This window comes from Micromonospora zamorensis (assembly GCF_900090275.1).
GTDB lineage: Bacteria > Actinomycetota > Actinomycetes > Mycobacteriales > Micromonosporaceae > Micromonospora > Micromonospora zamorensis.
Genome location: NZ_LT607755.1, coordinates 1,008,443 through 1,029,584, shown reverse-complemented (window position 1 = coordinate 1,029,584; position 21,142 = coordinate 1,008,443). Strand labels below are relative to the sequence as shown.

General features: G+C 70.8%; 18 protein-coding genes and 1 pseudogene. 10 read left to right on the top strand and 9 right to left on the bottom strand.

Annotation, left to right across the window (positions count from 1 at the left end; translation table 11 throughout):
• Positions 1-158: 158 nt before the first annotated feature.
• From GA0070619_RS04700 to GA0070619_RS04670, 7 genes and pseudogenes are all read left to right on the top strand, one after another.
• Positions 159-1,487 (top strand): ABC transporter substrate-binding protein, encoded by a 1,329-nt coding sequence (locus GA0070619_RS04700; protein WP_088946925.1) that lies wholly within the window; start codon positions 159-161, stop codon positions 1,485-1,487.
• Between the two features lie 21 nt (positions 1,488-1,508).
• On the top strand, positions 1,509-2,471 hold the full coding sequence (locus GA0070619_RS04695) for a carbohydrate ABC transporter permease (protein ID WP_088946924.1): 963 nt from the start codon (positions 1,509-1,511) through the stop codon (positions 2,469-2,471).
• On the top strand, positions 2,468-3,382 hold the full coding sequence (locus tag GA0070619_RS04690; protein ID WP_088946923.1) for a carbohydrate ABC transporter permease: 915 nt from the start codon (positions 2,468-2,470) through the stop codon (positions 3,380-3,382). Before GA0070619_RS04695 ends, GA0070619_RS04690 begins: the two co-directional genes overlap by 4 nt.
• Entirely contained in the window at positions 3,379-5,514 is a 2,136-nt protein-coding gene (locus GA0070619_RS04685) for an alpha-galactosidase (RefSeq protein WP_088946922.1), read from the top strand. Before GA0070619_RS04690 ends, GA0070619_RS04685 begins: the two co-directional genes overlap by 4 nt.
• A 104-nt stretch (positions 5,515-5,618) precedes the next feature.
• Positions 5,619-6,020, top strand: coding sequence for a YciI family protein (locus tag GA0070619_RS04680; protein WP_088946921.1), 402 nt, complete (start codon positions 5,619-5,621; stop codon positions 6,018-6,020).
• A 3-nt stretch (positions 6,021-6,023) separates the two neighbouring features.
• A complete protein-coding gene (locus GA0070619_RS04675) occupies positions 6,024-7,325 on the top strand; it encodes an RNA polymerase sigma factor (protein ID WP_088946920.1) in 1,302 nt (433 codons plus the stop codon).
• Positions 7,326-7,430: 105 nt separating this feature from the next.
• Positions 7,431-7,763, top strand: a pseudogene (locus tag GA0070619_RS04670) (DMT family transporter); the annotation flags it as partial.
• Between the two features lie 72 nt (positions 7,764-7,835).
• Here GA0070619_RS04670 and GA0070619_RS04665 read toward each other — a convergent pair.
• Entirely contained in the window at positions 7,836-9,635 is a 1,800-nt protein-coding gene (locus GA0070619_RS04665) for a trypsin-like serine protease (protein WP_157743900.1), read from the bottom strand.
• A gap of 418 nt (positions 9,636-10,053) precedes the next feature.
• On the bottom strand, positions 10,054-11,412 hold the full coding sequence (locus GA0070619_RS04660; RefSeq protein WP_088946917.1) for a cellulase family glycosylhydrolase: 1,359 nt from the start codon (positions 11,410-11,412) through the stop codon (positions 10,054-10,056).
• A 375-nt stretch (positions 11,413-11,787) separates the two neighbouring features.
• Between GA0070619_RS04660 and GA0070619_RS04655 the strand changes: the two genes are divergently transcribed.
• Both GA0070619_RS04655 and GA0070619_RS04650 read left to right on the top strand, forming a co-directional pair.
• The gene (locus tag GA0070619_RS04655) at positions 11,788-12,750 is read left to right on the top strand and encodes a TIGR03557 family F420-dependent LLM class oxidoreductase (protein WP_088946916.1); all 963 of its coding nucleotides are present in this window, start codon (positions 11,788-11,790) and stop codon (positions 12,748-12,750) included.
• The gene (locus tag GA0070619_RS04650; RefSeq protein ID WP_231927263.1) at positions 12,747-13,616 is read left to right on the top strand and encodes an alpha/beta fold hydrolase; all 870 of its coding nucleotides are present in this window, start codon (positions 12,747-12,749) and stop codon (positions 13,614-13,616) included. The genes GA0070619_RS04655 and GA0070619_RS04650 overlap by 4 nt, the downstream gene beginning before the upstream one ends.
• 179 nt (positions 13,617-13,795) lie before the next feature.
• On the opposite strand, the gene GA0070619_RS32145 is transcribed toward GA0070619_RS04650, so the two are convergent.
• The 7 genes from GA0070619_RS32145 to GA0070619_RS04615 all read right to left on the bottom strand — a co-directional run bounded on the left by GA0070619_RS32145 (position 13,796) and on the right by GA0070619_RS04615 (position 20,100).
• On the bottom strand, positions 13,796-14,773 hold the full coding sequence (locus tag GA0070619_RS32145; RefSeq protein WP_157743899.1) for a hypothetical protein: 978 nt from the start codon (positions 14,771-14,773) through the stop codon (positions 13,796-13,798).
• 31 nt (positions 14,774-14,804) lie between these two features.
• Positions 14,805-15,626 carry an endonuclease/exonuclease/phosphatase family protein gene (locus tag GA0070619_RS04640; protein WP_088946915.1) on the bottom strand — a complete coding sequence of 274 codons (822 nt, stop codon included), beginning with the start codon at positions 15,624-15,626 and terminating at the stop codon, positions 14,805-14,807.
• Positions 15,627-15,634: 8 nt separating this feature from the next.
• A complete protein-coding gene (locus GA0070619_RS04635) occupies positions 15,635-17,125 on the bottom strand; it encodes a phosphatase PAP2 family protein (protein ID WP_088946914.1) in 1,491 nt (496 codons plus the stop codon).
• 67 nt (positions 17,126-17,192) lie between these two features.
• On the bottom strand, positions 17,193-18,194 hold the full coding sequence (locus tag GA0070619_RS04630; RefSeq protein ID WP_088946913.1) for a YihY/virulence factor BrkB family protein: 1,002 nt from the start codon (positions 18,192-18,194) through the stop codon (positions 17,193-17,195).
• The gene (locus GA0070619_RS04625; RefSeq protein ID WP_088946912.1) at positions 18,187-19,191 is read right to left on the bottom strand and encodes a diacylglycerol/lipid kinase family protein; all 1,005 of its coding nucleotides are present in this window, start codon (positions 19,189-19,191) and stop codon (positions 18,187-18,189) included. Before GA0070619_RS04625 ends, GA0070619_RS04630 begins: the two co-directional genes overlap by 8 nt.
• Positions 19,192-19,285: 94 nt before the next feature.
• Entirely contained in the window at positions 19,286-19,864 is a 579-nt protein-coding gene (locus GA0070619_RS04620) for a Clp protease N-terminal domain-containing protein (RefSeq protein WP_088946911.1), read from the bottom strand.
• Positions 19,864-20,100 carry an HTH domain-containing protein gene (locus tag GA0070619_RS04615; RefSeq protein ID WP_088946910.1) on the bottom strand — a complete coding sequence of 79 codons (237 nt, stop codon included), beginning with the start codon at positions 20,098-20,100 and terminating at the stop codon, positions 19,864-19,866. Before GA0070619_RS04615 ends, GA0070619_RS04620 begins: the two co-directional genes overlap by 1 nt.
• Before the next feature lie 154 nt (positions 20,101-20,254).
• Here GA0070619_RS04615 and GA0070619_RS04610 point away from each other — a divergent pair, with 154 nt between their 5' ends.
• Positions 20,255-21,115 carry a universal stress protein gene (locus GA0070619_RS04610; protein ID WP_088946909.1) on the top strand — a complete coding sequence of 287 codons (861 nt, stop codon included), beginning with the start codon at positions 20,255-20,257 and terminating at the stop codon, positions 21,113-21,115.
• The last annotated feature ends 27 nt before the right edge of the window (positions 21,116-21,142 follow it).

Below are 21,142 nucleotides of genomic sequence, written 5' to 3'. Positions count from 1 at the left end.
CAGCGCCCCTCGGAGCGGTACTTTGAGCCCCCAATGGCCGTTCGTGTTCGTCAATGTGGGTTCTCGGTGAATCCCGATCGCTGACCACGACGGCCGCTCTGCCTTCACCACCCTGATGACGCTTGGGCGTAGCACCTCTTCACCCGCAGGAGGCACAGATGTCCCGTCCCCAATCCCAAGCCGAGTACCTGGCTCGGCTCGTACCACCCTCGGTCGCCGGCCTCAACCGACGCTCACTGCTGGCCGGCGCTGCCGGCACCGGTGCGCTGCTCGGCACCGGCCTGCTCGCCGGCTGCGGCGACGACTCCGGTTCCGGGTCGGACTCGAAGGACGTGTCAGTCGGCTCGAACCAGTCCGACCCGAAGCCCAAGGACGTCACCGCCAAGGTCATGGACGGGTTCAAGACCGCGTCCGGCATCACGCCAGCGATCAACACGGTCGACCACAACACGTACCAGGAGAACATCAACAACTACCTGCAGGGCAAGCCGGACGACGTCTACATGTGGTTCGCCGGATACCGGATGCGCTTCTTCGCCGCCAAGGGCCTGGCCAGCGACATCAGCGACGTGTGGGGCAAGCTCTCCGGCTTCTCCGACGCCTTCAAGAAGGCGTCCACGGGGGACGACGACAAGCAGTACTTCGTGCCCTCGTCGTACTACCCGTGGGCGATGTTCTACCGCAAGTCGGTGTGGCAGCAGTACGGCTACCAGGTGCCCACGACCCTGGACCAGCTCACCGCGCTCAGCGCGCAGATGAAGAGGGACGGCCTCACCCCGATCGCGTTCGCCGACAAGGACGGCTGGCCGGCGATGGGCACCTTCGACATCCTCAACCTGCGGATCAACGGCTACCAGTTCCACATCGACCTGATGGCCGGCAAGGAGGCCTGGACCTCCGACAAGGTCAAGAAGGTCTTCGACACCTGGGCCGGTCTGCTCCCCCTGCACCAGCCGGACAGCCTCGGCCGCACCTGGCAGGAGGCGGCGCAGTCGCTTCAGCAGAAGAAGAGCGGCATGTACCTGCTCGGCCTCTTCGTCGGCCAGCAGTTCAGCAACGAGGAGCAGAGCGACCTCGACTTCTTCACCTTCCCGGAGATCGACCCGGCGATCGGGGCCAAGGCGCTGGACGCGCCGATCGACGGCTACATGATGGCCCGCAAGCCCAAGAACGAGGCCAACGCCAGGAAGCTGCTGGAGTACGTGGGCGGCAAGGACGCCGCGAACATCACGGTGAAGAACGACCCGGCCACCCTCGTCGCCAACAGCAGCGCCGACGTCAGCGGCTACACCGCCTTGCAGAAGAAGGCCGCCGAGCTGGTCGGCTCGGCCACCGAGATCGCCCAGTTCCTCGACCGCGACACCCGGCCGGACTTCGCCTCGACGGTGATCATCCCGGCGATCCAGCAGTTCATCAAGAACCCCAAGGACATCAGCGGGCTCACCTCGTCCATCGAGAACCAGAAAAAGTCGATCTTCACTGACTGACGGCGGAAAGGGGAGGACATCGTGTCCGACCTGCCCCTGATCCAAGCGGATCGCGCCGTGCCGCCGCCGGCCGCGACCACCTCCACGGGTGGTCGTGGCCGTCGTCGGCGGCTACGGCTCCTGTCCCGCACCGACCGCGTGGTCATCACGCTGATGGTGCTCGTCCCGCTGCTGCTCGTCACCGGGTTCGTCTGGCTGCCGGCGGCGGCCACCGTGCTGCTCTCCGGCACCAACTGGGACGGCATCGGCCCCCTCAACGAAATCGAGTTCATCGGCGCCCGCAACTACAGCGACGTGGTGAACAACTATCCGCCGTTCGTGCCGGCGGTCCAGCACAACCTGCTGTGGTTGGCGGTCCTGTTCGTGATCGCCACCCCGTTCGGCATGTTCCTGGCCGTCCTGCTCGACAAGGAGCTGAAAGGCAGCCGCTTCTACCAGACCGCGCTCTACCTGCCGGTGGTGCTCTCGCTGGCGCTCATCGGCTTCGTCTGGCAGCTGCTGTACTCCCGCGACCAGGGCCTAATCAACGCGGTGTTCGGCAGCAACGTCGACTGGTACGGCGACTCCAGCGTCAACATCTGGGCGGTCATGGTCGCCTCCGGCTGGCGGCACGTCGGGTACATCATGCTGCTCTACCTGGCCGGGCTGAAGGGCGTCGACCCGTCGTTGCGGGAGGCCGCGGCGGTCGACGGCGCCTCGGAGAGCCGCACCTTCTTCCGGGTCGTCTTCCCGGTGCTGCGGCCGATCAACATCATCGTGCTGGTGGTGACGGTGATCGAGTCGCTGCGCGCGTTCGACCTGGTCTGGGTGGTCAACAAGGGCCGCAACGGGTTGGAGCTGATCTCGGCGCTGGTCACCCAGAACGTGGTGGGTGAGGCGAGCCGGATCGGGTTCGGCTCGGCGCTGGCGACGATCATGCTGATCGTCTCGCTGGTCTTCATCACCATCTACCTGGCGACCGTGATGAGGGAGAACCGGGAATGAGCACCGCGACCGTCACCCGGCCCACCGAGGGCGAGCCCGAGGCGCCGGCGCGCCGCCGCAAGCTGACCCCGCTGCGGCTGTTGCTGCACGGCTTCCTCATCGTCGTCGCGCTGGTCTGGCTCTTCCCGATCGCCTGGGCGGTGCTGACCTCGCTGCGCTCGTACGACTACACCGCCGCCAACGGCTACGTCTCGTTCGGCGGCTGGACCTTCGACAACTACGTCACCGCATGGCAGACGGCGGAGTTCGGCCAGCACTTCCTCAACTCGGTCTACATCACCGTGCCAGCCGTGCTGCTGACCCTCTTCCTCGCCTCCTGCGTGGCGTTCGTGATCGCCCGGTTCAGTTGGAAGCTCAACATCGTGCTGCTCGGGGTGTTCACCGCGGCCAACCTGCTGCCCCAGCAGGCGCTGCTCATCCCACTGTTCCGGGTGTTCACCGAGGTGCCACTGCCGGAGTTCATGAGCGACTCGGAGCTGCTGTACGACAGCTACTGGGGCCTGATCCTGATCAACGTCGCCTTCCAGTGTGGATTCTGCGTCTTCGTGCTCAGCAACTACATGAAGGCGCTACCGCGCGACCTGTACGAGGCGGCGATGGTCGACGGGGCGAGCATCTGGCGGCAGTACTGGCAGGTCACCATGCCGCTGTGCCGACCGGCCCTGGCCGCGCTGGCGACCCTTGAGGTGACCTGGATCTACAACGAGTTCTTCTGGGCCACCGTCCTGATGCGCACCGGCGACAAGTTCCCGGTGACCAGCTCGCTGAACAACCTGCGCGGCGAGTTCTTCACCGACAACAACCTGGTCTCGGCGGGCAGCGTGCTCGTCGCGATCCCCACCCTGGTGATCTTCTTTATGCTCCAGCGGCACTTCGTCCGGGGCCTGACCTTGGGAGCCTCGAAGGGATGACGATCCTGCACCTGCGCCGCGCGCGGACCAGCCTGGTGCTCGACGCGCGCGGCCCGGGGCTGCCCCGGGTCGTGCACTGGGGCGGCGACGTCGGCGACCTCGACGACGACGGCCTGCGCGAGCTCGTGGACGCGACAGTGCCGCCGGTGGTGCCGAGCAGCTTCGACGAGCCGCCCGTGCTGTCGCTGCTGCCGGAAGCGAGTGCGGGCTGGAGTGGCCGCCCGGGGCTGGCCGGGCACCGCGACGGACGGGACTGGTCCACCTCCTTCCGCCTCGACGGGTTGGACGTGCGCAACGACGGGCCCGGAGCGGCGCTGCTGACCGTGCGGGCGTCGGACCCGGCCGCCGGGCTGACCCTGACCAGCGAGATCATGCTCGACCCGCACGGCCTGCTGACCGTTCGGCACCGGCTGCGCAACGACGGCGACACGGCCTACGAGCTACGGGAGCTGACCCCGGTGCTGCCGGTGCCGGCGGTCGCCACCGAGCTGCTCGACCTGACCGGCCGATGGTGCCGGGAGCGGTCCCCGCAGCGGCACCGGTGGCAGCAGGGCGCCTGGGTGCGCGAGGGTCGACACGGTCGCACCGGTCACGACGCCACACTGCTGCTGGTGGCGGGCACCGCCGGGTTCGGCTTCGGCCACGGCGAGGTGTGGGGGGTGCACACCGCGTGGAGCGGCGACCACGTCACCTTCGCCGAGCGCCGGCCCACCGGCGAGTCGACCCTCGGTGGCGGCGAGCTGCTCACCCCCGGTGAGATCCGGCTCGGCCCCGGCGAGTCGTACGAGTCTCCGTTGCTCTACGCGGTCTGGTCCGACATCGGGCTGGACGGGCTCAGCGACGTGCTGCACACGCACCTGCGGGCCCGGCCCGGGCACCCGCGCTCCCCCCGCCCGGTGACCCTCAACGTCTGGGAGGCGGTCTACTTCGACCACGACCTGGACCGTCTGCGGGCCCTCGCCGACCGGGCCGCGCAGATCGGCGTGGAGCGGTTCGTGCTCGACGACGGTTGGTTCCGCGGTCGGCGCGACGACACCGCCGGCCTCGGCGACTGGTACGTCGACGAGGGCGTCTGGCCCGACGGCCTGCAACCGCTGATCGACCACGTGACCGGTCGGGGCCTTCAGTTCGGTCTCTGGGTGGAGCCGGAGATGGTCAACCCCGACTCCGACCTGTTCCGCGCGCACCCCGACTGGGTGTTGGCCGTACCGGGGCGGCTGCCGCCGTCCTGGCGCAACCAGCAGGTGCTCGACCTGGGCCGCCCGGAGGCGTACGACCACGTGCGGGATCGGCTCCACGCGCTGCTCACCGAACACCCCGGCATCAGCTATCTCAAGTGGGACCAGAACCGGGACCTCACCGAGGCTGGGCACCACGGCCACCCGGGGGTGCACGGGCAGACCCTTGCGGTCTACCGGCTCTTCGACGAGCTGCGCAGCCTCCACCCGGATCTGGAGATCGAGAGCTGTTCGTCCGGCGGGGCGCGGGTGGACCTGGCCATCCTGGCGCGCACCGACCGGGTCTGGGCCAGCGACTGCAACGACGCCCTGGAACGGCTCAGCATCCAGCGCTGGACGGGCCTGCTGCTGCCGCCGGAGCTGATCGGCACGCACATCGGCCCGCAACGCTCGCACACCACCAACCGCGTGCACGACCTCGGATTCCGGGCGGCCACCGCGCTCTTCGGCCACCACGGCATCGAGTGGGACATCGCCTCGATCAGCACCGACGAGCAGACCGAACTGGCTGCCTGGGTGGCACTGCACAAGCGGCTGCGCCCGCTGCTGCACGCTGGCCGGGTGGTCCGGGTCGACCACCCAGACCCGGCCGTCTGGGCGCACGGCGTCATCGAGCACGACGGCACCCGAGCCGTGTACGCGGTGGCGCGGCTGGCCACCTCCGCGACGCCGTACCCCGGCCCGGTCCGGCTGCCGGGCCTGGACCCGGACCGCCGTTACCGGGTGCGGCCGGCATCCGACGTGCCAGCGCCGGCGGCCATCGACCGGTCCGCACCGGGCCGGCTCGCGGGCGGCGTCGTCCTGAGCGGGGCGGCACTGGCCCGGATGGGTGTCCAACTGCCCGCGCTGCACCCGGAGCAGAGCCTGGTGCTGGAGGTCGACGCCGTCGACTGAAAAGATTCTGGAGATTCTTCGGGCGGGGTGTCGAGAACGGCTCTGGCTGCTTCTACCTCAGGGTGAGAGCACCGAGGACGGTGCACAGCTGTGAGGAGCAAACCATGAAGTACATGCTGCTGATGCAGTTCAGCGCCGCCGGGACCGACTTCCCGAGCATCGACACCTGGACCCCGGCGGAGGTCCAGGCGCACATCGCGTTCATGGGCGAGGTCAACGAGAAGCTCACCGCCGCCGGGGAGTGGGTCGACGGGCAGGGCCTCGGCGGCCCGCAGCAGGCCCGGATCGTCCGCGCCGGGGAGGGCGGCGCGCCGGTGGTCACCGAGGGGCCGTTCGCCGAGACGAAGGAGTTCCTCGCCGGCTTCTGGATCGTGGACTGCGACAGCCCGCAGCGGGCGGTGGAGCTGGCCGCGCACATCTCCACCGCGCCCGGCCCCGGCGGACGGCCGCTGAACATGCCGATCGAGGTGCACCCGGTGATGTCCGCCCCACCGCAGGAGCTGTGAACGCTGGCCACCGATCCCCGCGTCGAGGACCTGCTGCGCGAGCTGGCGCCGCAGGTCCTCGGCGTGCTCGCCCGTCGTTTCGGTGACTTCGCCACCGCCGAGGACGCGGTGCAGGAGGCACTGCTGGCCGCCGCAACCCAGTGGCCGGTCGATGGGCTGCCGGCGAATCCACGCGGGTGGCTGATCCAGGTCGGTTACCGCCGGATGATCGAGCTGATCCGGGGCGAGCAGGCCCGGCGCCGACGGGAGGACCTGGTCGCCCGCCGGGACCCGGACGACCAGCGGTACGCACCCGCCGCGGACGACGAATTGACCGCCGAGCGGGACGACACCCTGGTCCTGCTCTTCCTCTGCTGCCACCCGGCGCTCGCCCCGACGTCGGCCGTGGCGCTGACCCTGCGCGCCGTCGGCGGTCTGAGCACCGCCGAGATCGCCCGCGCGTTCCTGGTGCCCGAGGCGACCATGGCCCAGCGGATCAGCCGTGCCAAGCAGCGCATCCGCGCGTCCGGGCTGTCGTTCCGGATGCCCGAGCCGGAGGAGCGGTCCGACCGGCTGGCGGCCGTACGGCAGGTGCTCTACCTGGTCTTCACCGAGGGGCACACCAGCACCACCGGCCCGGACCTGCGCCGGATCGACCTCGCGGCCGAGGCGATCCGGCTGACCCGCGCACTGCACGCGTTGCTGCCCGACGACAGCGAGTCGGCCGGCCTACTGGCGTTGATGCTGCTCACCGAGGCGCGCGGCCCGGCACGGACCGGTCCCTCCGGCGAGCTGATCTCACTGGCCGACCAGGACCGCAGCCGCTGGGACGCGACGGCGATCGCCGAGGGCGTCGCCCTCGTGACCCGGGCGTTGCCGCGTGGGCCGGTCGGCCCGTACCAGGTGCAGGCCGCCATCGCCGCCCTGCACGACGAGGCAACGAGCACCGAGCAGACCGACTGGCCGCAGATCCTGGCGCTCTACGAGGTGCTGGAACGGCTCGTCGGCAGCCCGGTGGTGGCACTCAACCGGGCCGTGGCAACGGCGATGGTGCACGGGCCGGCAGCGGGTCTCGCCGCCCTCGACGCCCTGGCCGACGACCCCCGGTTGGCCGGGCACCACCGGCTGCCCGCCGCCCGCGCCCACCTGCACGAGATGGCCGGTCACCGCGAGCAGGCGATCGTCGACTACCGGGCCGCCGCCGCGCGGACGAGCAGCCTGCCCGAGCAGCGCTACCTCACCATGCGAGCGGCCCGGCTCGCGGCCGAACCCGCACCAGTCGCGCCGCGCGGAGGCCGTGAATCGTCTACGACATCAGCTCCATAGAGGCCGGATGACTCGTGCCCGAAAGGACCAGGCGCCGTCCTGGCACCGGTGCCGCCCGCCCGCCGGCGTTAGCCTGACCACCGACGACTTCGGCCGAGCAGTCAGAACTGGGGACGCATGGCGTACGTATTGCTGGGGGTTGCCATCCTCGCCGAGGTGCTGGCGACCAGTCTGCTCAAGAGCACCGCCGGGTTCAGCCGCCTCTGGCCGACTCTGGGTTGCGTCACCGGTTACCTGTTGGCGTTTCTCCTGCTGGCCCAGGCCGTCAAGGAGATCCCGGTGGGCGTCGCGTACGCCCTCTGGTCGGGTTTGGGCACCGCGACCATCGTGGCGATCGGGGCGGTGTTCCTGGACGAGCCGGTCGGGCTGGCCAAGCTCGCCGGCATCGCGTTGATCATCGCCGGGGTGGTCATCGTGAACCTGACCGGGGAGCACTGACCCGCCACACGACGGGTAGGTCCCCCCGCCTCCCATCGGAGAGGCGGGGGGACCGTCATCAGGCAGAGGCGATCACTCGCCGTCGAACCTCATGTTCACCCACCAGCCGAAGGTGCGCGGCCGGTTCAGCCACGATCCGAACGGCGCGTTGAAGCCGCCACTCGTGGTCGAGGTGAGGGTGTTCATGCTGAGGCCCTCATCGGCGTACTTGTAGAGGACGGCCAGGTCGTCGCGCTTGTCGCCGTTGTAGTCACCGGCGGCCAGCTTCATGCTGGCGAAGTGACCGAAGTCGGTCGACGACCAGGAATCCACGGGCGCGTTGAAGTTCCCGTCCGCCTTGGCCGTGAAGGTGTGCAGGCTGGTGCTGCTGAAACCGCGATACTTGAGGACCGCCACGTCACCGCGACCGTCGCCGTTGAAGTCGCCGTCCATCACCTTCATCTCGGAGAGTACGGCGAACGGCTTGTCCGCTGGGGTGGACCAGGAGGTGTACGGGGTGCCGAACTTGCCGTCTGCCTGACCCGGCCAGGTGAAGATCGACATCGCCCCGTTGCTGTAGCGGTAGAAGAGCGAGGCGTCGGCCCGGCCGTCCCCGTTGACGTCGCCGGCGAAGACCGAGGTGAACCCCCAGGTGCCGAAGGTGGACTCCTGCCACACCGTGCTCGGGGCGTCGAAGCCGCCGTCCGGTCGGGCGATCCAGTTGATCCACGCCTCGTCGCCGGTGCCGGACTTGTAACCGTAGAAGGCGGTCAGGTCGGCCCGGCCGTCACCGTTGAAGTCGCCAGAGGCCATCTTCATGGCACCGAGATGACCCCAGCCGGCAGCGGCCGTCCAGGAACGGAGCGGCGCGCCGTACTTGCCGTCCGCCTGGGTGATGAACGTGTCGATGGCGAAGCTGCCATCGGCAGCGGTCGACAACGCCACGACGTCCTTGATGCCGTCGCCGTCGAAGTCGTCGTTGAACACCTTGATCCGGTCCCGGTTGTACCTCGTCTCGGTGCTCTTCCACGAGCCGATCGGGTCGGCGAACCCGCCGGTCGAGGTCGCCGGGAAGGTGGTCGGGGCGGCCTGCCCCGGGTCGAACGTGTACAGGAAGTTGAGGTCCTCGTAGACGTCGGTCGCCACGCCCTGCGGCATCGTCGCGGCGAACCACGGCGCGAGGTCGTCGACCCGGCTGTCGACCGCGTCGCGGCGAGTCTCCGTCTCGGCGAAGCACCCACCCTGCCATGAGCTGTAGTGCACGCCGACGAGCTGCGGCTTGCCGCTCACCACACGAACGGTGGGGCCGCCGAGGTCGCCGCGGCAGATTCCGGTCTGCCCGCTCCCCAGGATGTTGAGGGTGGACGCCCCGACCGTCTGGACACCGAACGAGCCACTGTGCAACTGATCGGGAACCCAGGCACTGGCGGTACGACCGAAGCCGGCACCGGTGAGCTGCTCGCCGACCTTCGGTGCGGCCCCCAGTGCCACCGGGGTCACGTCGACCCGGCGGGCCATCCGCACCAGGACGAGGTCACGATCGGGGTGCGGCACGATCCGGAAGGCCGGAACGACCGCCCCCGTGGACGCGGTGAGGTTGGGGCGCCCGACGGTGACCGTCGTCGGCTTGGTCGGCTTGCCCGCGACCACGGCCTGACCGTTGAAGCTGAAGCAACTCTTGGCGGTGAGCACCCACCAGGGGTCGACCAGCGAACCGCTGCACGAGCGTTCCAGCGACCCGACGTCGACCTTGGCGACGAAGCCGAACGACCCGTCGGTGACGGGCGTTCCTCCGGTAACGGCCTGAGCGGATGAGGCCTGGAGAAGCCCCGCCACCAGGGTTGCCGCGAGCAGGCCTGCCTGGGCTGCTCGCCGTCGATAAGACGATGACACTAATGATCCTTCCTGGATCAGAAGGCAGGGACGCTGCGCGGCGCGCACCGGTGTCAGTGACGACGAGCGTCGGAGCGCGGCAAGGACACGCCGTGCCGCGCTCACTGGCCTGCTCCTGAGAGCGGCGCGCTGGCTCCGGGCGTGGTGAAGCGGGTCGCGCCCGTCGATCGTGGGCACGACTGTGCACAGTCGTACATGAAGGACCCCCGTGGCCCCTGCGGGCTGAGCGGTTACCGGAAAGCAACCGCAGGCTCACCTTAGGGATCAATCTCGTGAGCCACTGTCCCCCATCAATGTGGAGAATCCCACAGCCCGGCGTCTTGCGAGATCCATCCATCATGAGCTATACGTACGCCTCTGCGGTAGGCATCGGTGGCCGGGTCCGCGCGGGACCCGGCCACCGATGCGTGGTGCCTGGTCAGCTGGCGGTGCAGCTCACCGCCGGCAGACTGTTGGTGCCAGTCCAGCCGCCGATGAATCCGAAGGTGGTGCTGGCACCGGCGGCCAGTCGGCCGTTGTAGTCCACGTTGCGGGCGGTCACGGTGGCCCCGCTGCTGGTCACTGTCGCGCTCCAGGTCTGGCTGACGCTCTGGCCGTTGGCGAACGTCCACCGGGTGGTCCAGCCCGTGATCGCGGCGCTGCCGGCGGTCACCCGCACCTCACCCTGGAAGCCGCCCTGCCACTGGCCGGTCACCGTGTAGGTCGCCGTGCAGCCACCCGCAGGTGGAGGTGTGGTCGGGGGCGGTGTGGTCGGCGGAGGCGTCGTGGGCGGCGGGGTGGTCGGCGGCAAACTGCTGAAGACGCTGGCCTCCCGGGCCGTCTGCCGGATGCCGTTGGCGCCGTTGAAGAGCCGCTGACCCCACGTGGTCAGGTTGGCCGGGTTGAACGAGGTGGCCAGGTCGAGATATTCCACGCCGCCGCCGTTGCCACTCCACGACCAACCGAGCCAGCCGATCCCGTTCGCCTGGCTGTAGGCGAGGATGGTGTCCTCGTCCGGGTCACCGTCAGAGTGGTTGAAGCCGAACTCACCGACCACGATGGGCAGCCCCGCCGAACGGAAACGGCCCAGATAGTCGCTGATCTCCGCGGCGGTGTCGAAGACCCCGTACATGTGGATGGAGAAGACGGTGTTGCGGGCCGGGTCCGCAGCGAAGACCGACGCGGCGTTGTCGCGCATGGTGAACGACCAGTCCTGTCCCCAGTTCGGGGCGTCCACCATGATCGTGTGGGTCAGCCCACCGGCACGCAGGCGCTTGATCGCGTTGGCGTTGTCGGTGGCCCAGGAAGCGTAGTTCTGATTGCCGTACGGCTCGTTGCCGATGTTGACGATGACGAATCGTTCCTGGCCGGCGAGGACGTCGGCGAGACTGAGCCAGTAGTCGACCGCGCGGTCGAGAGTGATGGCGCCGCTCTGTTCGCCGTACCCGGTGGTGTCGTGCACCTCCAGCACGCAGATCAGCCGGTTGCCCTTGCACGTCGAGATGACGTTGGCGACGTCGGCGTTGGTGTTGCGCGTCCACCGGTCGCCGCTGGAGAGCACCACCCGCACGGTGTTCGCGCCGAGCGCCTTGACGTCGGCGAACGAGCTGGTCTGCTGCGGATACCAGGTGTGGGCGTGGTTGACGCCGCGCATGACGAATTCGGTGCCGTTGGCGTCGTACAACCTGCCGTTCGCGACGGAGAAACCAGCCGCGGCGTGCGCCGGCTGGCCGAATGCCAGCACGGCGACGAGCAACGCGAGCAGGGCCGCCGCGACGGCGGAGAGTCGAGTCTTCATGGCCTTCCTCAGGGAGGACCCCCGGTGCCCGACAGGGGTGGGACGTGACAGGGGAAGGCGGCTGCAGCCCGGCAGCCGCGCCCGGATCCCGGCGCGCAGGCATCAGCGTAGGACGATGGCTTGACCACCGCAACCGGTTCAGTTGGCAGGCTCCGAGCCCAGACAGCCGCAACGGCCCACGCGAACGCGGGCCGTCACGGGGCGATCATCCCCACCACAGGATGTGCGCCACAGCCGGCTCTTAACCGGTTAAGAGCGACGGTAGGCAGGTCGCCGCGATCCGTCAAGCAGCACCGGCGTCGAACCGGACGGGAGGGTTGACGGCCGCCGACCTGGGTATCCCGGGAACGATCCGTCGGTGAAAGGGGATACAGGATGGTCAGCGTCGGTTACACCCTGATGGGCGAGCAGGCCGGTCCCAAGCAACTGGTGGACCACGCGGTACGCGCCGAGGCCGCCGGCTTCGACCAGCTCGTGATGTCCGACCACTACTACCCCTGGCTGGATTCGCAGGGCCACTCGCCGTACGCCTGGTCGGTGCTCGGCGCGGTCGCCCACGCCACCTCCCGCGCGGAGCTGATGTCCTTCGTGACCTGCCCGATCCGCCGCTACCACCCGGCCGTCGTGGCGCAGAAGGCCAGCACGATCGGCGCGCTCTCCGACGGCCGGTTCACCCTCGGCCTCGGTGCGGGCGAGAACCTGAACGAGCACGTGGTCGGCGGGTGGCCGCACGTGCAGCAACGCCACGAGATGTTCGAGGAGGCGTTGCAGATCATCCGGCCGTTGCTCAACGGGGAGACGCTGACCTTCTCCGGCAACCACTTCGACGTGCCCGACGCCTACATCTGGGACCGGCCGGAGCGGCCGGTGCCGATGGCCGTTGCCGCCTCCGGTCGACAGTCCGCGACGCTGGCCGCCGAGTACGGCAACGGCATCATCTCCACCGAACCCGACCGGCACATCATCGAGATGTACGACGACGCCGGCGGCGCCGGTCAGCCCCGCTACGGGCAGGTGGCCATCTGCTACGGCCCCGACGAGGCGGAGTGTCGCAAGATCGTGCACGACCAGTTCCGCTGGTTCGGGATGGGTTGGAAGGTCAACGCCGACCTGCCCGGGCCGGACTCCTTCGCCGCCGCCACCCAGTTCGTCCGGGAGGAGGACGTCGCCGAGGGCGTCCCCTGCGGCCCGGACGTCAACGCGCACGTGGAGGCGTTCCGCAAGTTCGTCGACGCCGGCTTCACGCACGTGGCGATCATCCAGGTCGGTGGGGAGACCCAGCCCATGTTCCTCGACTGGGCGCAGGAGCAACTGCTGCCCCGGTTGCGCGAGCTGTGAACCCGACCGGTGAGTCGGAGGAGTCGACCCGTCTCACGCCCGCCGGCCGGTTCGGCCCGGCCGAGCTGCGGCTCGCCATGGCCGCTCCCCGGTCGGCCGCCGGGCTGACCAGCGAGTGGCGGCTCGTCGACGGACTGCGCACCCACACCCGGCGCGGGGCCGACCCGGGCACCGGGGCACCTCCCGTGGTGCTGCTGCACGGCCTGGCGGTCTCGCACCGGTACCTCACCGCGCTGGCCGTCGCGCTCTCCCCCACCCACCCGGTGTACGTGCCGGACCTGCCCGGCTTCGGGCTGAGCGAGCACCCGCGGGGCGCGTACGACGTGGTCGCTCACGCCGAGCACGTGGCCGCCTGGCTGGCCGCGTACCGGTTGCCGCCGGTCTGCCTGCTCGGTCACTCGTTCGGCGCGGAGGTGGCCGCCGCGCTCGCAGCGAACCACCCGGACGCGGTACGCGCTCTGGTGTTGGCCGGACCGACCAGTGACCCGTCCGCGCGGTCCCGCACGGCCCTGTTCGGCCGGTGGCTGGTGGACTGCCTGCGCGAAGCGCCGTTGCAGGCGCCGATCCTGGTCCGGGACGTCTGGAACGCCCGGCCCTGGCGGGTCTTCGCGACGCTGTCGCACTCGGTGCACAACGCGATCGAGGCGGACCTCGTCCGCGTCACCGCGCCCACTCTCGTCGTGACCGGTGCGCGCGACCCGGTCGTACCGGCGCCGTGGCGGGACGAGGCCGCCCGGCTGGTGCCGGACGCCGACCTGGTGGTCGTCCCCGGCGCCGCGCACAACGTGGTCACGACGGCCCCGACGCAGGTGGCGGACGCGTGCCGCCGCCTGCTCACCCCTCATCCCGCACTCCTGGACAGGTGACGCTCATGCGCTTCGGCAACGTGGAGATCCGCCCGCTCGGTGGTGGCATCGGCTGCCTCCTGATGATCCTCTTCTCGATCCTCGCCTCGGTGGTGCTCACCGTCCTGCTCAACCTGGTGCTCTGAGGCGTCTGCGCCTCGGCGCTGCCACTGTCAGCGGCGTCGCTCGGCGCGTGAGGGTCAGCGGCGCAGGCCCAGGGCGCTGAGCACCTCCCGGTAGGCCAACCGGGCCGGGTCGAGCACCGCGCGGCGGGTCCACCGGGCCGCCGGTACGACGGTGGCCCGCCAGGCCACCCCGAGCCCGTGCGCCACCGGCACGACAGTCACCGACCAGACCCACCGGACACCCCGCACCAGCGGGAGCACTGTGTGCCGCCACACCCAGCGCAGCCCACGCCCGAGCGGGCGCAGCAGCAGGCGGTGGAGCAGCCGCAGCACCCGGCCGGCCGCCCGCCACGCGCCGACCACCGCGGCGACGACCAGCCGGCCGAAGCCCACGACGACCCACCAGGTCCCCCGGACCAACCCGACGAGCGCGGCGCGCACCGCCCCGGCGAGCACGCCGACGCCCCGCCACAGCAGCCGTCCGACGGGGGTGAGAGCCGCGCCCAGCCAGCGCAGCGGCGGCAGGACCAGTCGTTCGACAAGCCAGACCAGCGGCGCCCAGACCAGCGTGCCGGCAACCCAGGCGATGCCGTACGCCATCCACACAAGCGGTTGCCAGATCAGGGTGCGGGCCGCCCACGCGAGGCCCCGCCCCAGCCAGACCAGTGGGAGCCAGACGAGGGTCAGGGCCACCCAGCGCGACGGAAGCCAGAGCAGGTTGCGGGCGCACCAGACCAGCGGGACCCAGAGGAGTCGGTGCAGCGCCCAGGACAGCGGGGACAGCAGCCACCGGTGCAGGAACCGGCCGACGGGGCTGAGCAGGCTCCGGTACACCAGCCGGCCGGCAGCCGCGATCAACTCCCAGAGCAGGCGTACCGGCAGCACCACGACCAGCGCCACACCCCGCGCGACGGCCGCGACGAGCGGGAGCGCGACGGCGGCCGGCTCTGCCGTGTCCACAGTCGACGGTGTCGGACGCACCGCCGTTGGTGCGCCACGGTTTTCGCTCGGCGGCCCGGGCAGCGGCGAGTGGACGATGGGACGGTCGGTCACGGTGGGCACGGTAACCGGTCCGTGCCATGCCTCAGGTGTCGGTTGCGGCCGGGCCGAGGTCGAGCGTGGTCAGCAGCGGATAGTGGTCCGAGGCGGTGTCCGCCGTCGCGCCCCTGATCACCCGGCACTCCCCCGCCCGCTGCGCCACCGCCCGGGTGCCGAGCAGGTAGTCCAGCCGCATCCCGGCGAACTCGGCCCCGCCGAACCGGGTCGGAACGGTGCGGCCGTCAGCCTCCGGTGCTCCGACGTTGCACGACGGCCACAGGTCGACCAGGTCGGCGGCGAGCAGCCGGGCGATCGCGCGGGTGTCCACGCCGCCACCGCCCCGGCGCAGGTGCCGCCGCCGGTACAGGGCGGGCATGCCGGCCAGGCGAGCGGTGTGGTCGACAGTCGGGTCGAGCGAGTTGAGGTCACCGGCGATCAGCGCCAACTGCCCGGGGGTACGCCGCAGCGCGGCGACCAGCCAGTCGACCTCCATCCGCCGCCGTCCCCCCGAATACGGGTAGAGGTGGGTGCCGAACACGGTGAACGGGCCGGCGGAGGTGGCCACCACGACGCGGGCCGCGCCGTGGTGGAACGGCCGGCGCAGCGACCCCGCGTCGACGACCCGGTACGGCGCCCGGACCAGCACCGCCACCGGCTGCCCGAAGCAGGACCGGGCCAGGTGGGGCGTCATCCCCACCCGGGCCGCCAGGGTGGCCATCAGCCCGTCACGGTCAAAACCGCGCAACTCCTGGAGGGCCAGCACATCAGGTGCCTGCTCGTTGACGACCTGGGCCACCTGATCCAGCCGGCCGGGGCCGCCACGATCCCGACCGCCGGTGCGGATGTTCCACGTCATCACCCGCAGCACGGCGGCGCTCAGTCGGCTCGGCCGGCCCGCGCCAGCTCGTCGTCGAGGGTGTCCACGTCCTCCGACTCGATGGCCGGCTGGTTGCCTTCCAACAGGTCAGCGTTGGGGCGGACCACGAGGTAGAGCAGCCCGATCCAGAGCGCGGAGAGCAGGATCGCGCCCATGAAGTCGGTGGGGTGGTGCATCCCCCGGTACATCCGGGACGTGGCCACCCCGACCGGCATGATCACGGCCACCGCCACGAAGATCCAACGCCACCAACGGTCGGTACGCGGGAACACGATGAGGGTGATCGCCAGCCAGACGCAGATCGTGGCCGCGATGTGCCCGGACGGGAACGACGAGGTGGGCATCTGCCCGTCGAGGTTCTCCACGGCCGGGCGGGGCCGGTCGACCGCCCGCGCCGACGCGAGGAACAGGGTCAGCTCGCCCACCATCGCCAGCGCCACGAACAGCACCGGCCGCCAGCGCCGCCACACCGCCAGCACCAGCGGGCAGAACACCAGCGAGATCAGCAGGATCGCGTGGGTGTCACCGAACTTGCTCCACCACCAGCTCACCTCGGTCAGCACGTCGGTGTGCCGCTCGGCGAACCAGCGCGGCACGTCGGTGTCGAGGGTGTCGAAGAAGGTGCCCTTGGCGTGGTAGCTGACGTACGTGCCGAAGCCGTACAACGCCCCGAACACGAGCACCCAGCCGACCAGCAGCTCGGCCACCGCCGAGCGGGGGTGGGCCAGCACGTGCTCCTCGTCGGGGGCGGCGGCGATGTCGTGCCCCGCCTCCGGCTCCAAGCCCTCGCTCAACGGCGGCACCGGTCGCCCGCGCTCGCGCCGCCACAGCTGGAAGGCGTACGCGGTGACGCCCAGCCAGGCGGCGCCGAGCAACCAGCCGGCCAGCACGTCGGAGATGAAGTGCACGCCCAGCGCGATCCGGGTCAGACCGATCAGCGCCACCAGCACGCCGACCCCGACGATCACCGGCTTGCGCCAGCGCGGCGCCATCGCCGGCAGGAACACCAGCAGCAGGGCCCCGTACGCGACGAACGAGCCGAGCGCGTGCCCGCTGGGGAAGCTGTTGCCCGGGGCGCTGGCGATCGGCACGTCCACGACCGGGCGGAGCCGGCCGACCAGCGTCTTCAGCGACGGATCGAGGATCAGACCACCGACCCCGGTGATGATCAGATAGACGGCGAGTCGGGGCTGGCGCCGGATCAGCAGCCCGACCACGGCGATGGTGACCAACCAGATGAGGATCGGTCGGCCGCCCAGGTCGGTCACCGCCTGCAGGACGGTGACGAGTGCGTGGTGCGGGGCGACGAGTCCGTTGAACCATTCGGCGACGGCGTGGTCGGCGTCCTGCAGAGGGCTCCACCGCACCCGGACGAGCATCAACAGCAGCCCGAAGGCCACCCCGGCGCCGGTGACGGCCACCAGGCCGGCGATGCTCCGTTCGGCGAAATGACCGATCGGACGCCGTGCCACCTCTTTGACCGCGGTCACCCCGCACCTCCCTTGTTGTCTGGCGAGGCGCTTTACCCGATCCGCGTCACGCGTACACGCCGGGCAGCTAAAGCGCGGTCATGTCCCCCGTGTCGACCAGCTCGGCCCGGTCCGCCTCGGGCTCCCACAGGTCCGGTTGGGCGGGCTCCCGCACACCGATGCGCAGCGCCTCCAACTGGGCGGCGAAGGCCAGCCCACCGAAGAGGGCCATCCCGGTCAGGTTGGCCCAGAGCAGCAACGCCATCATGCCGGTCAACGCACCGTAGGTCTGCCCGAAATCGTCACTGAACCGCACGTACGCGGCGAGCAGCAGGCTGGCCAGCCACCACAGAGCCGTGGCGATGCCAGCACCGAAGAACAGCCAGGAGAGGCCGGGCTGGTTGCGGCGTGGCGCCTGCCGGAACAGCACGGCAACGGCGAGGACGGTCAACGCGAGGCTCAGCGGGAAGCGGACCACGTTCCAGACGCCGTTGGCGACCTCACCCCACTCGTAGTGCTCACGTACCGAGTCGCCGATCGCTCCGCCGCCGACCAGGATCAGGAAGCCGGCGAGCGCGGGCAGACCGGCGGTGACGGCCAGCACGGCGGCGCGAAGGTATTTCCGCAGCGCCGGGCGGTCCCGTTCGACCCCGTAGATGCGGTTGGCGCCCCGCTCGATCTGGGCCATCGTGGTGGTCAGCGCGAACAGGCCGGTGAGCAGACCGAGGGTGAGTGCCAGCTCCCCGGCGTCCTCCACCCTTTCGCCCTCGCCGAGCAGCTCGCCGACCATCTGCGCGCTCTGGCCGGGGGTGACCGCCAGGACGGTGTCGGCGACAACCTGGCCGCCCTCCTGGACACCCAGCTCGCTGATCAGGCCGGTGAGGGCGATCAGGAAGGGCACCACGGCGAGGCACAGCTGCAGCGCGAAGGCCCTGGAGTGGCTGAACCCGTCGCCGTAGCGGAAGCGGATGAAGGCGTCGCGCAGCAGGTGCCAGCCGCCCTCGCGACGCAGTGTGTGCCAGGCGTCGTCGGCGGACAGCTCCTCGTCGGCCATCAGCCGGGTCTCCGGCACGATCCGGGTGCTACTCACGGCGCGCTTCCTCGATCAGCTGCTCGCCCCGCTCCCCGGCGCCCTGCGCGTCGACGGCCAGGTCGGGGGCGTCCTCGGGTTGCGGGACGCAGAGCCAGAGCGCCTGGGGGCGAACCTCGGCGTGCAGCTGCCGGCCCGGAGTGATGAGGTCGCCGTCCAGCTCCCGGGGCTGGGCACGGTTGCTGGTGACCACGACACGCCGACCGCGGTAGACCTCCATCCGCGGCACCTGGCCGCTGCGGCGGATCACCGCCCAGCCGAGCGCGAGCCAGTGCCGCAGGCTGCGCGGGGTGAGCACTGCGACGTCCAGCCAGCCGTCGTCCGGCTCGGCCTCGGTGAGCAGGCGAACACCGCCCTGGAGTCGGCCGACGTTGGCGATCAGAACCGAGCGGGCCCGGCGCCGCAGCGGCGGACGGTCGTCGATGCGGATCTGCACCCGCATCGGCCGGTCCCGCAGGTGCCGGGCGGCACCCACCACGTACGCGGGCCAGCCGATGCGGGCCTTGGTGGTCTCGTTGGTGGCCTCGAGCATCTGGGCGTCGAAGCCCATGCCGGCCATCACGGTGAAGTATTTGTCCTCGACCGCGCCGACGTCGAGCAGCCGTCGGCCCCGCTCGACGGCGACCTGCAACCCGGCGGCCAGGTCGGTGGAGAGGCCGAGGTTGGCGGCGAGCAGGTTGCCGGTGCCCTGCGGCAGCACGGCGAGGGCGACGTCGGTGCCGACCAGTCCGCTGACGCAGGACATCACGGTGCCGTCGCCACCGCAGGCGAAGACCAGGTCGACACCGTCCTTGACGGCCTGCTCGGTCTGACCGCGGCCCGGGTCGTCGACTGTCGTCTCGAACCACTGCGGCGCGGGCCAGCCGGCCGCCGCCAGGGCGTCGTCGACGGTGCGGCGCAACTCGTCGAGATCGTCGACCTTCACGGGGTTGACCACCACGGCGGAGCGCAGCCCGCCGTCGCCGCCCGAGGGCCGCCTGTCCTGTCCAGCATCCACGGGCGCCAGTGTGCATCACCGGGGCATCTTCAGCGACCCAGCGTGGGGCTCGCGTCGAAAGTGCCACAGACAGGTTTCAACGCGAGCCCACCTGTCAGGCCGCCGCCCGTAGTGCGCTCTCCACCCGGCGGCACAGATCGTCAAGGTCGACGCCGGACTCGGTGAGCACCTGCGCGCCCAGCCCGTGACCTTCACGGAGGACGCCCAGCAGGATGTGCTCGGTGCCGATGTGCTTGTGGCGCAGGCGCAGCGCCTCGCGTAGGGACAGCTCCAGCACCTTCTTGGACCGGGGCGAGAAGGGGCCGCCGAGGAACCGCTTGCGCCCCCAGCGACGACGCGGCGCCGGCACGGCCTCGCGCAGCGCGTCCGGGCCGAAGGACTGCTCGATGCGGGCCACGATCGCGGCCAGGTCGATGCCGATCTCCCGCAGGGCCGCCGCGTCCGCGTCGCCGAGGCCCGCGCCGCCGGTGGCGGTGTGCCGGCGGACGCGCTCGCGCAGGTCGTCGGCGCGCACGCCCGCGTCGGCGAGCACCCGGCTGGCCAGCCCGGCCTCGTCGGCGAGCAGGGCGAGCAGCAGGTGCTCGGTGCCGACCGGGCGCTGGCCCTCGACCCGTGCCTCCTCCAGCGCCCGGCGCACCACGTCGCGCGCCCGGTCGGTGAACCGTTCGAACATCACGCCTCCCAGGATGGGTTGACCGCCGGTCGCCCGGCGTGCTTCTTGTGCACCGCCTGCCGGCTGACCTCGAGCGCGTCGGCGATCTCCTGCCAGGACCAGCCCTGTCGACGGGCGTTGTCCACCTGGACCACCTCGAGCCGCTCGAGCAGCCGGCGCAGCGCGCGGACGGCGCGCAGCCCGACCCGGGGGTCGGTGCTGCCGGCTGCCGCCGCGAGTTCTGTCGCCTGACTCATGCCGTCAACATACGTTGACAGCGCCACTATTGTCAACCCTGGTTGACGGACAACGGTGACGTAACGAGAACCGCCCCGCCGCCGAACCCATCCGACTAGCCTCGGTCAGGACAGGCTGGTCGTGCCGGGCGCGACGCCCGGGAGGTGATATCGGATGGCCGCACCCGCCGACGCACCGGTGCTGGTCGGCCTCGGGTCGGACCTCGACCTTCCGGTCGTCGCACAGGCCGCGCAGGAGGCCGCCGGGCACGGCCGGCCACTGCACCTGCTGCACACCTTCGACTGGCATGCAGCCTTCGCGGCGGACACCGTCGCCGCGCCCCGCGACCGGGCCGAGCAACTGATCACACAGGCGGCCCAACTCGCCCACCAGACCGAGCCGGGGCTGACCGTTGGCGCTGAGATCGTCGAGAGCGCGCTCCTGCCCACCCTCATCCGGCGGTCCGAGACGGCATTCCTGCTGGCCGTCGGCGACAGCGGTATGGCCGGCAGCGGCCAGTGCATTCCGGCCGAGACGTCTGCCGTGCAGTTGGCCGCGCGGGCCGGCTGCCCGCTGATGGTCGTCCGCCGCGAACCGCCCCCGCAGGGGCCGGTGCTGGTCGGCGTGGACGGCTCACCCAGCTCACATCTGGCCCTGCAGTGGGCCGTGGAGTGCGCGGCCCGCAGGGACGCCCGACTGCTGGCCCTGCGGGTGGTGGAGTACGACGAGGACACCGACGCGGTCGCCGAGCAGCTCAGCGAGGCGCTCGCCCGGCACACCGATCTCCACGGCTCGGTGCCCACCGAGTGCCGCGTCGTCCGGGGCGATCCCGCCGAGGTGCTGATCGACATGTCCCGCTCGGCACAGGTGGCGGTGGTCGCCGCCCGTGGCGACGAACCGGGGCGCGCCATGCTGGGTGCCGTGGCCCAGTCCCTGCTCTACCACTCCCCGGCCCCGGTGGTCGTCGTCCGTGGTCTGGCCGAGATGCCGCTGACCGGGCCCGACGCCCATCCGACCCCGGACCAACGGCCGTGACCCGGGGCCGCATGGCTGTGGCGCGGT

Excerpts from the sequence above, each read along its gene's own strand:
- GA0070619_RS04700 (WP_088946925.1), top strand. The coding sequence starts at position 159 with ATGTCCCGTCCCCAATCCCAAGCCGAGTACCTGGCTCGGCTCGTACCA.
- GA0070619_RS04690 (WP_088946923.1), top strand. The coding sequence starts at position 2,468 with ATGAGCACCGCGACCGTCACCCGGCCCACCGAGGGCGAGCCCGAGGCG.
- GA0070619_RS04685 (WP_088946922.1), top strand. The coding sequence starts at position 3,379 with ATGACGATCCTGCACCTGCGCCGCGCGCGGACCAGCCTGGTGCTCGAC.
- GA0070619_RS04680 (WP_088946921.1), top strand. The coding sequence starts at position 5,619 with ATGAAGTACATGCTGCTGATGCAGTTCAGCGCCGCCGGGACCGACTTC.
- GA0070619_RS04660 (WP_088946917.1), bottom strand. The coding sequence starts at position 11,412 with ATGAAGACTCGACTCTCCGCCGTCGCGGCGGCCCTGCTCGCGTTGCTC.
- GA0070619_RS04655 (WP_088946916.1), top strand. The coding sequence starts at position 11,788 with ATGGTCAGCGTCGGTTACACCCTGATGGGCGAGCAGGCCGGTCCCAAG.
- GA0070619_RS04620 (WP_088946911.1), bottom strand. The coding sequence starts at position 19,864 with ATGTTCGAACGGTTCACCGACCGGGCGCGCGACGTGGTGCGCCGGGCG.
- GA0070619_RS04615 (WP_088946910.1), bottom strand. The coding sequence starts at position 20,100 with ATGAGTCAGGCGACAGAACTCGCGGCGGCAGCCGGCAGCACCGACCCC.
- GA0070619_RS04610 (WP_088946909.1), top strand. The coding sequence starts at position 20,255 with ATGGCCGCACCCGCCGACGCACCGGTGCTGGTCGGCCTCGGGTCGGAC.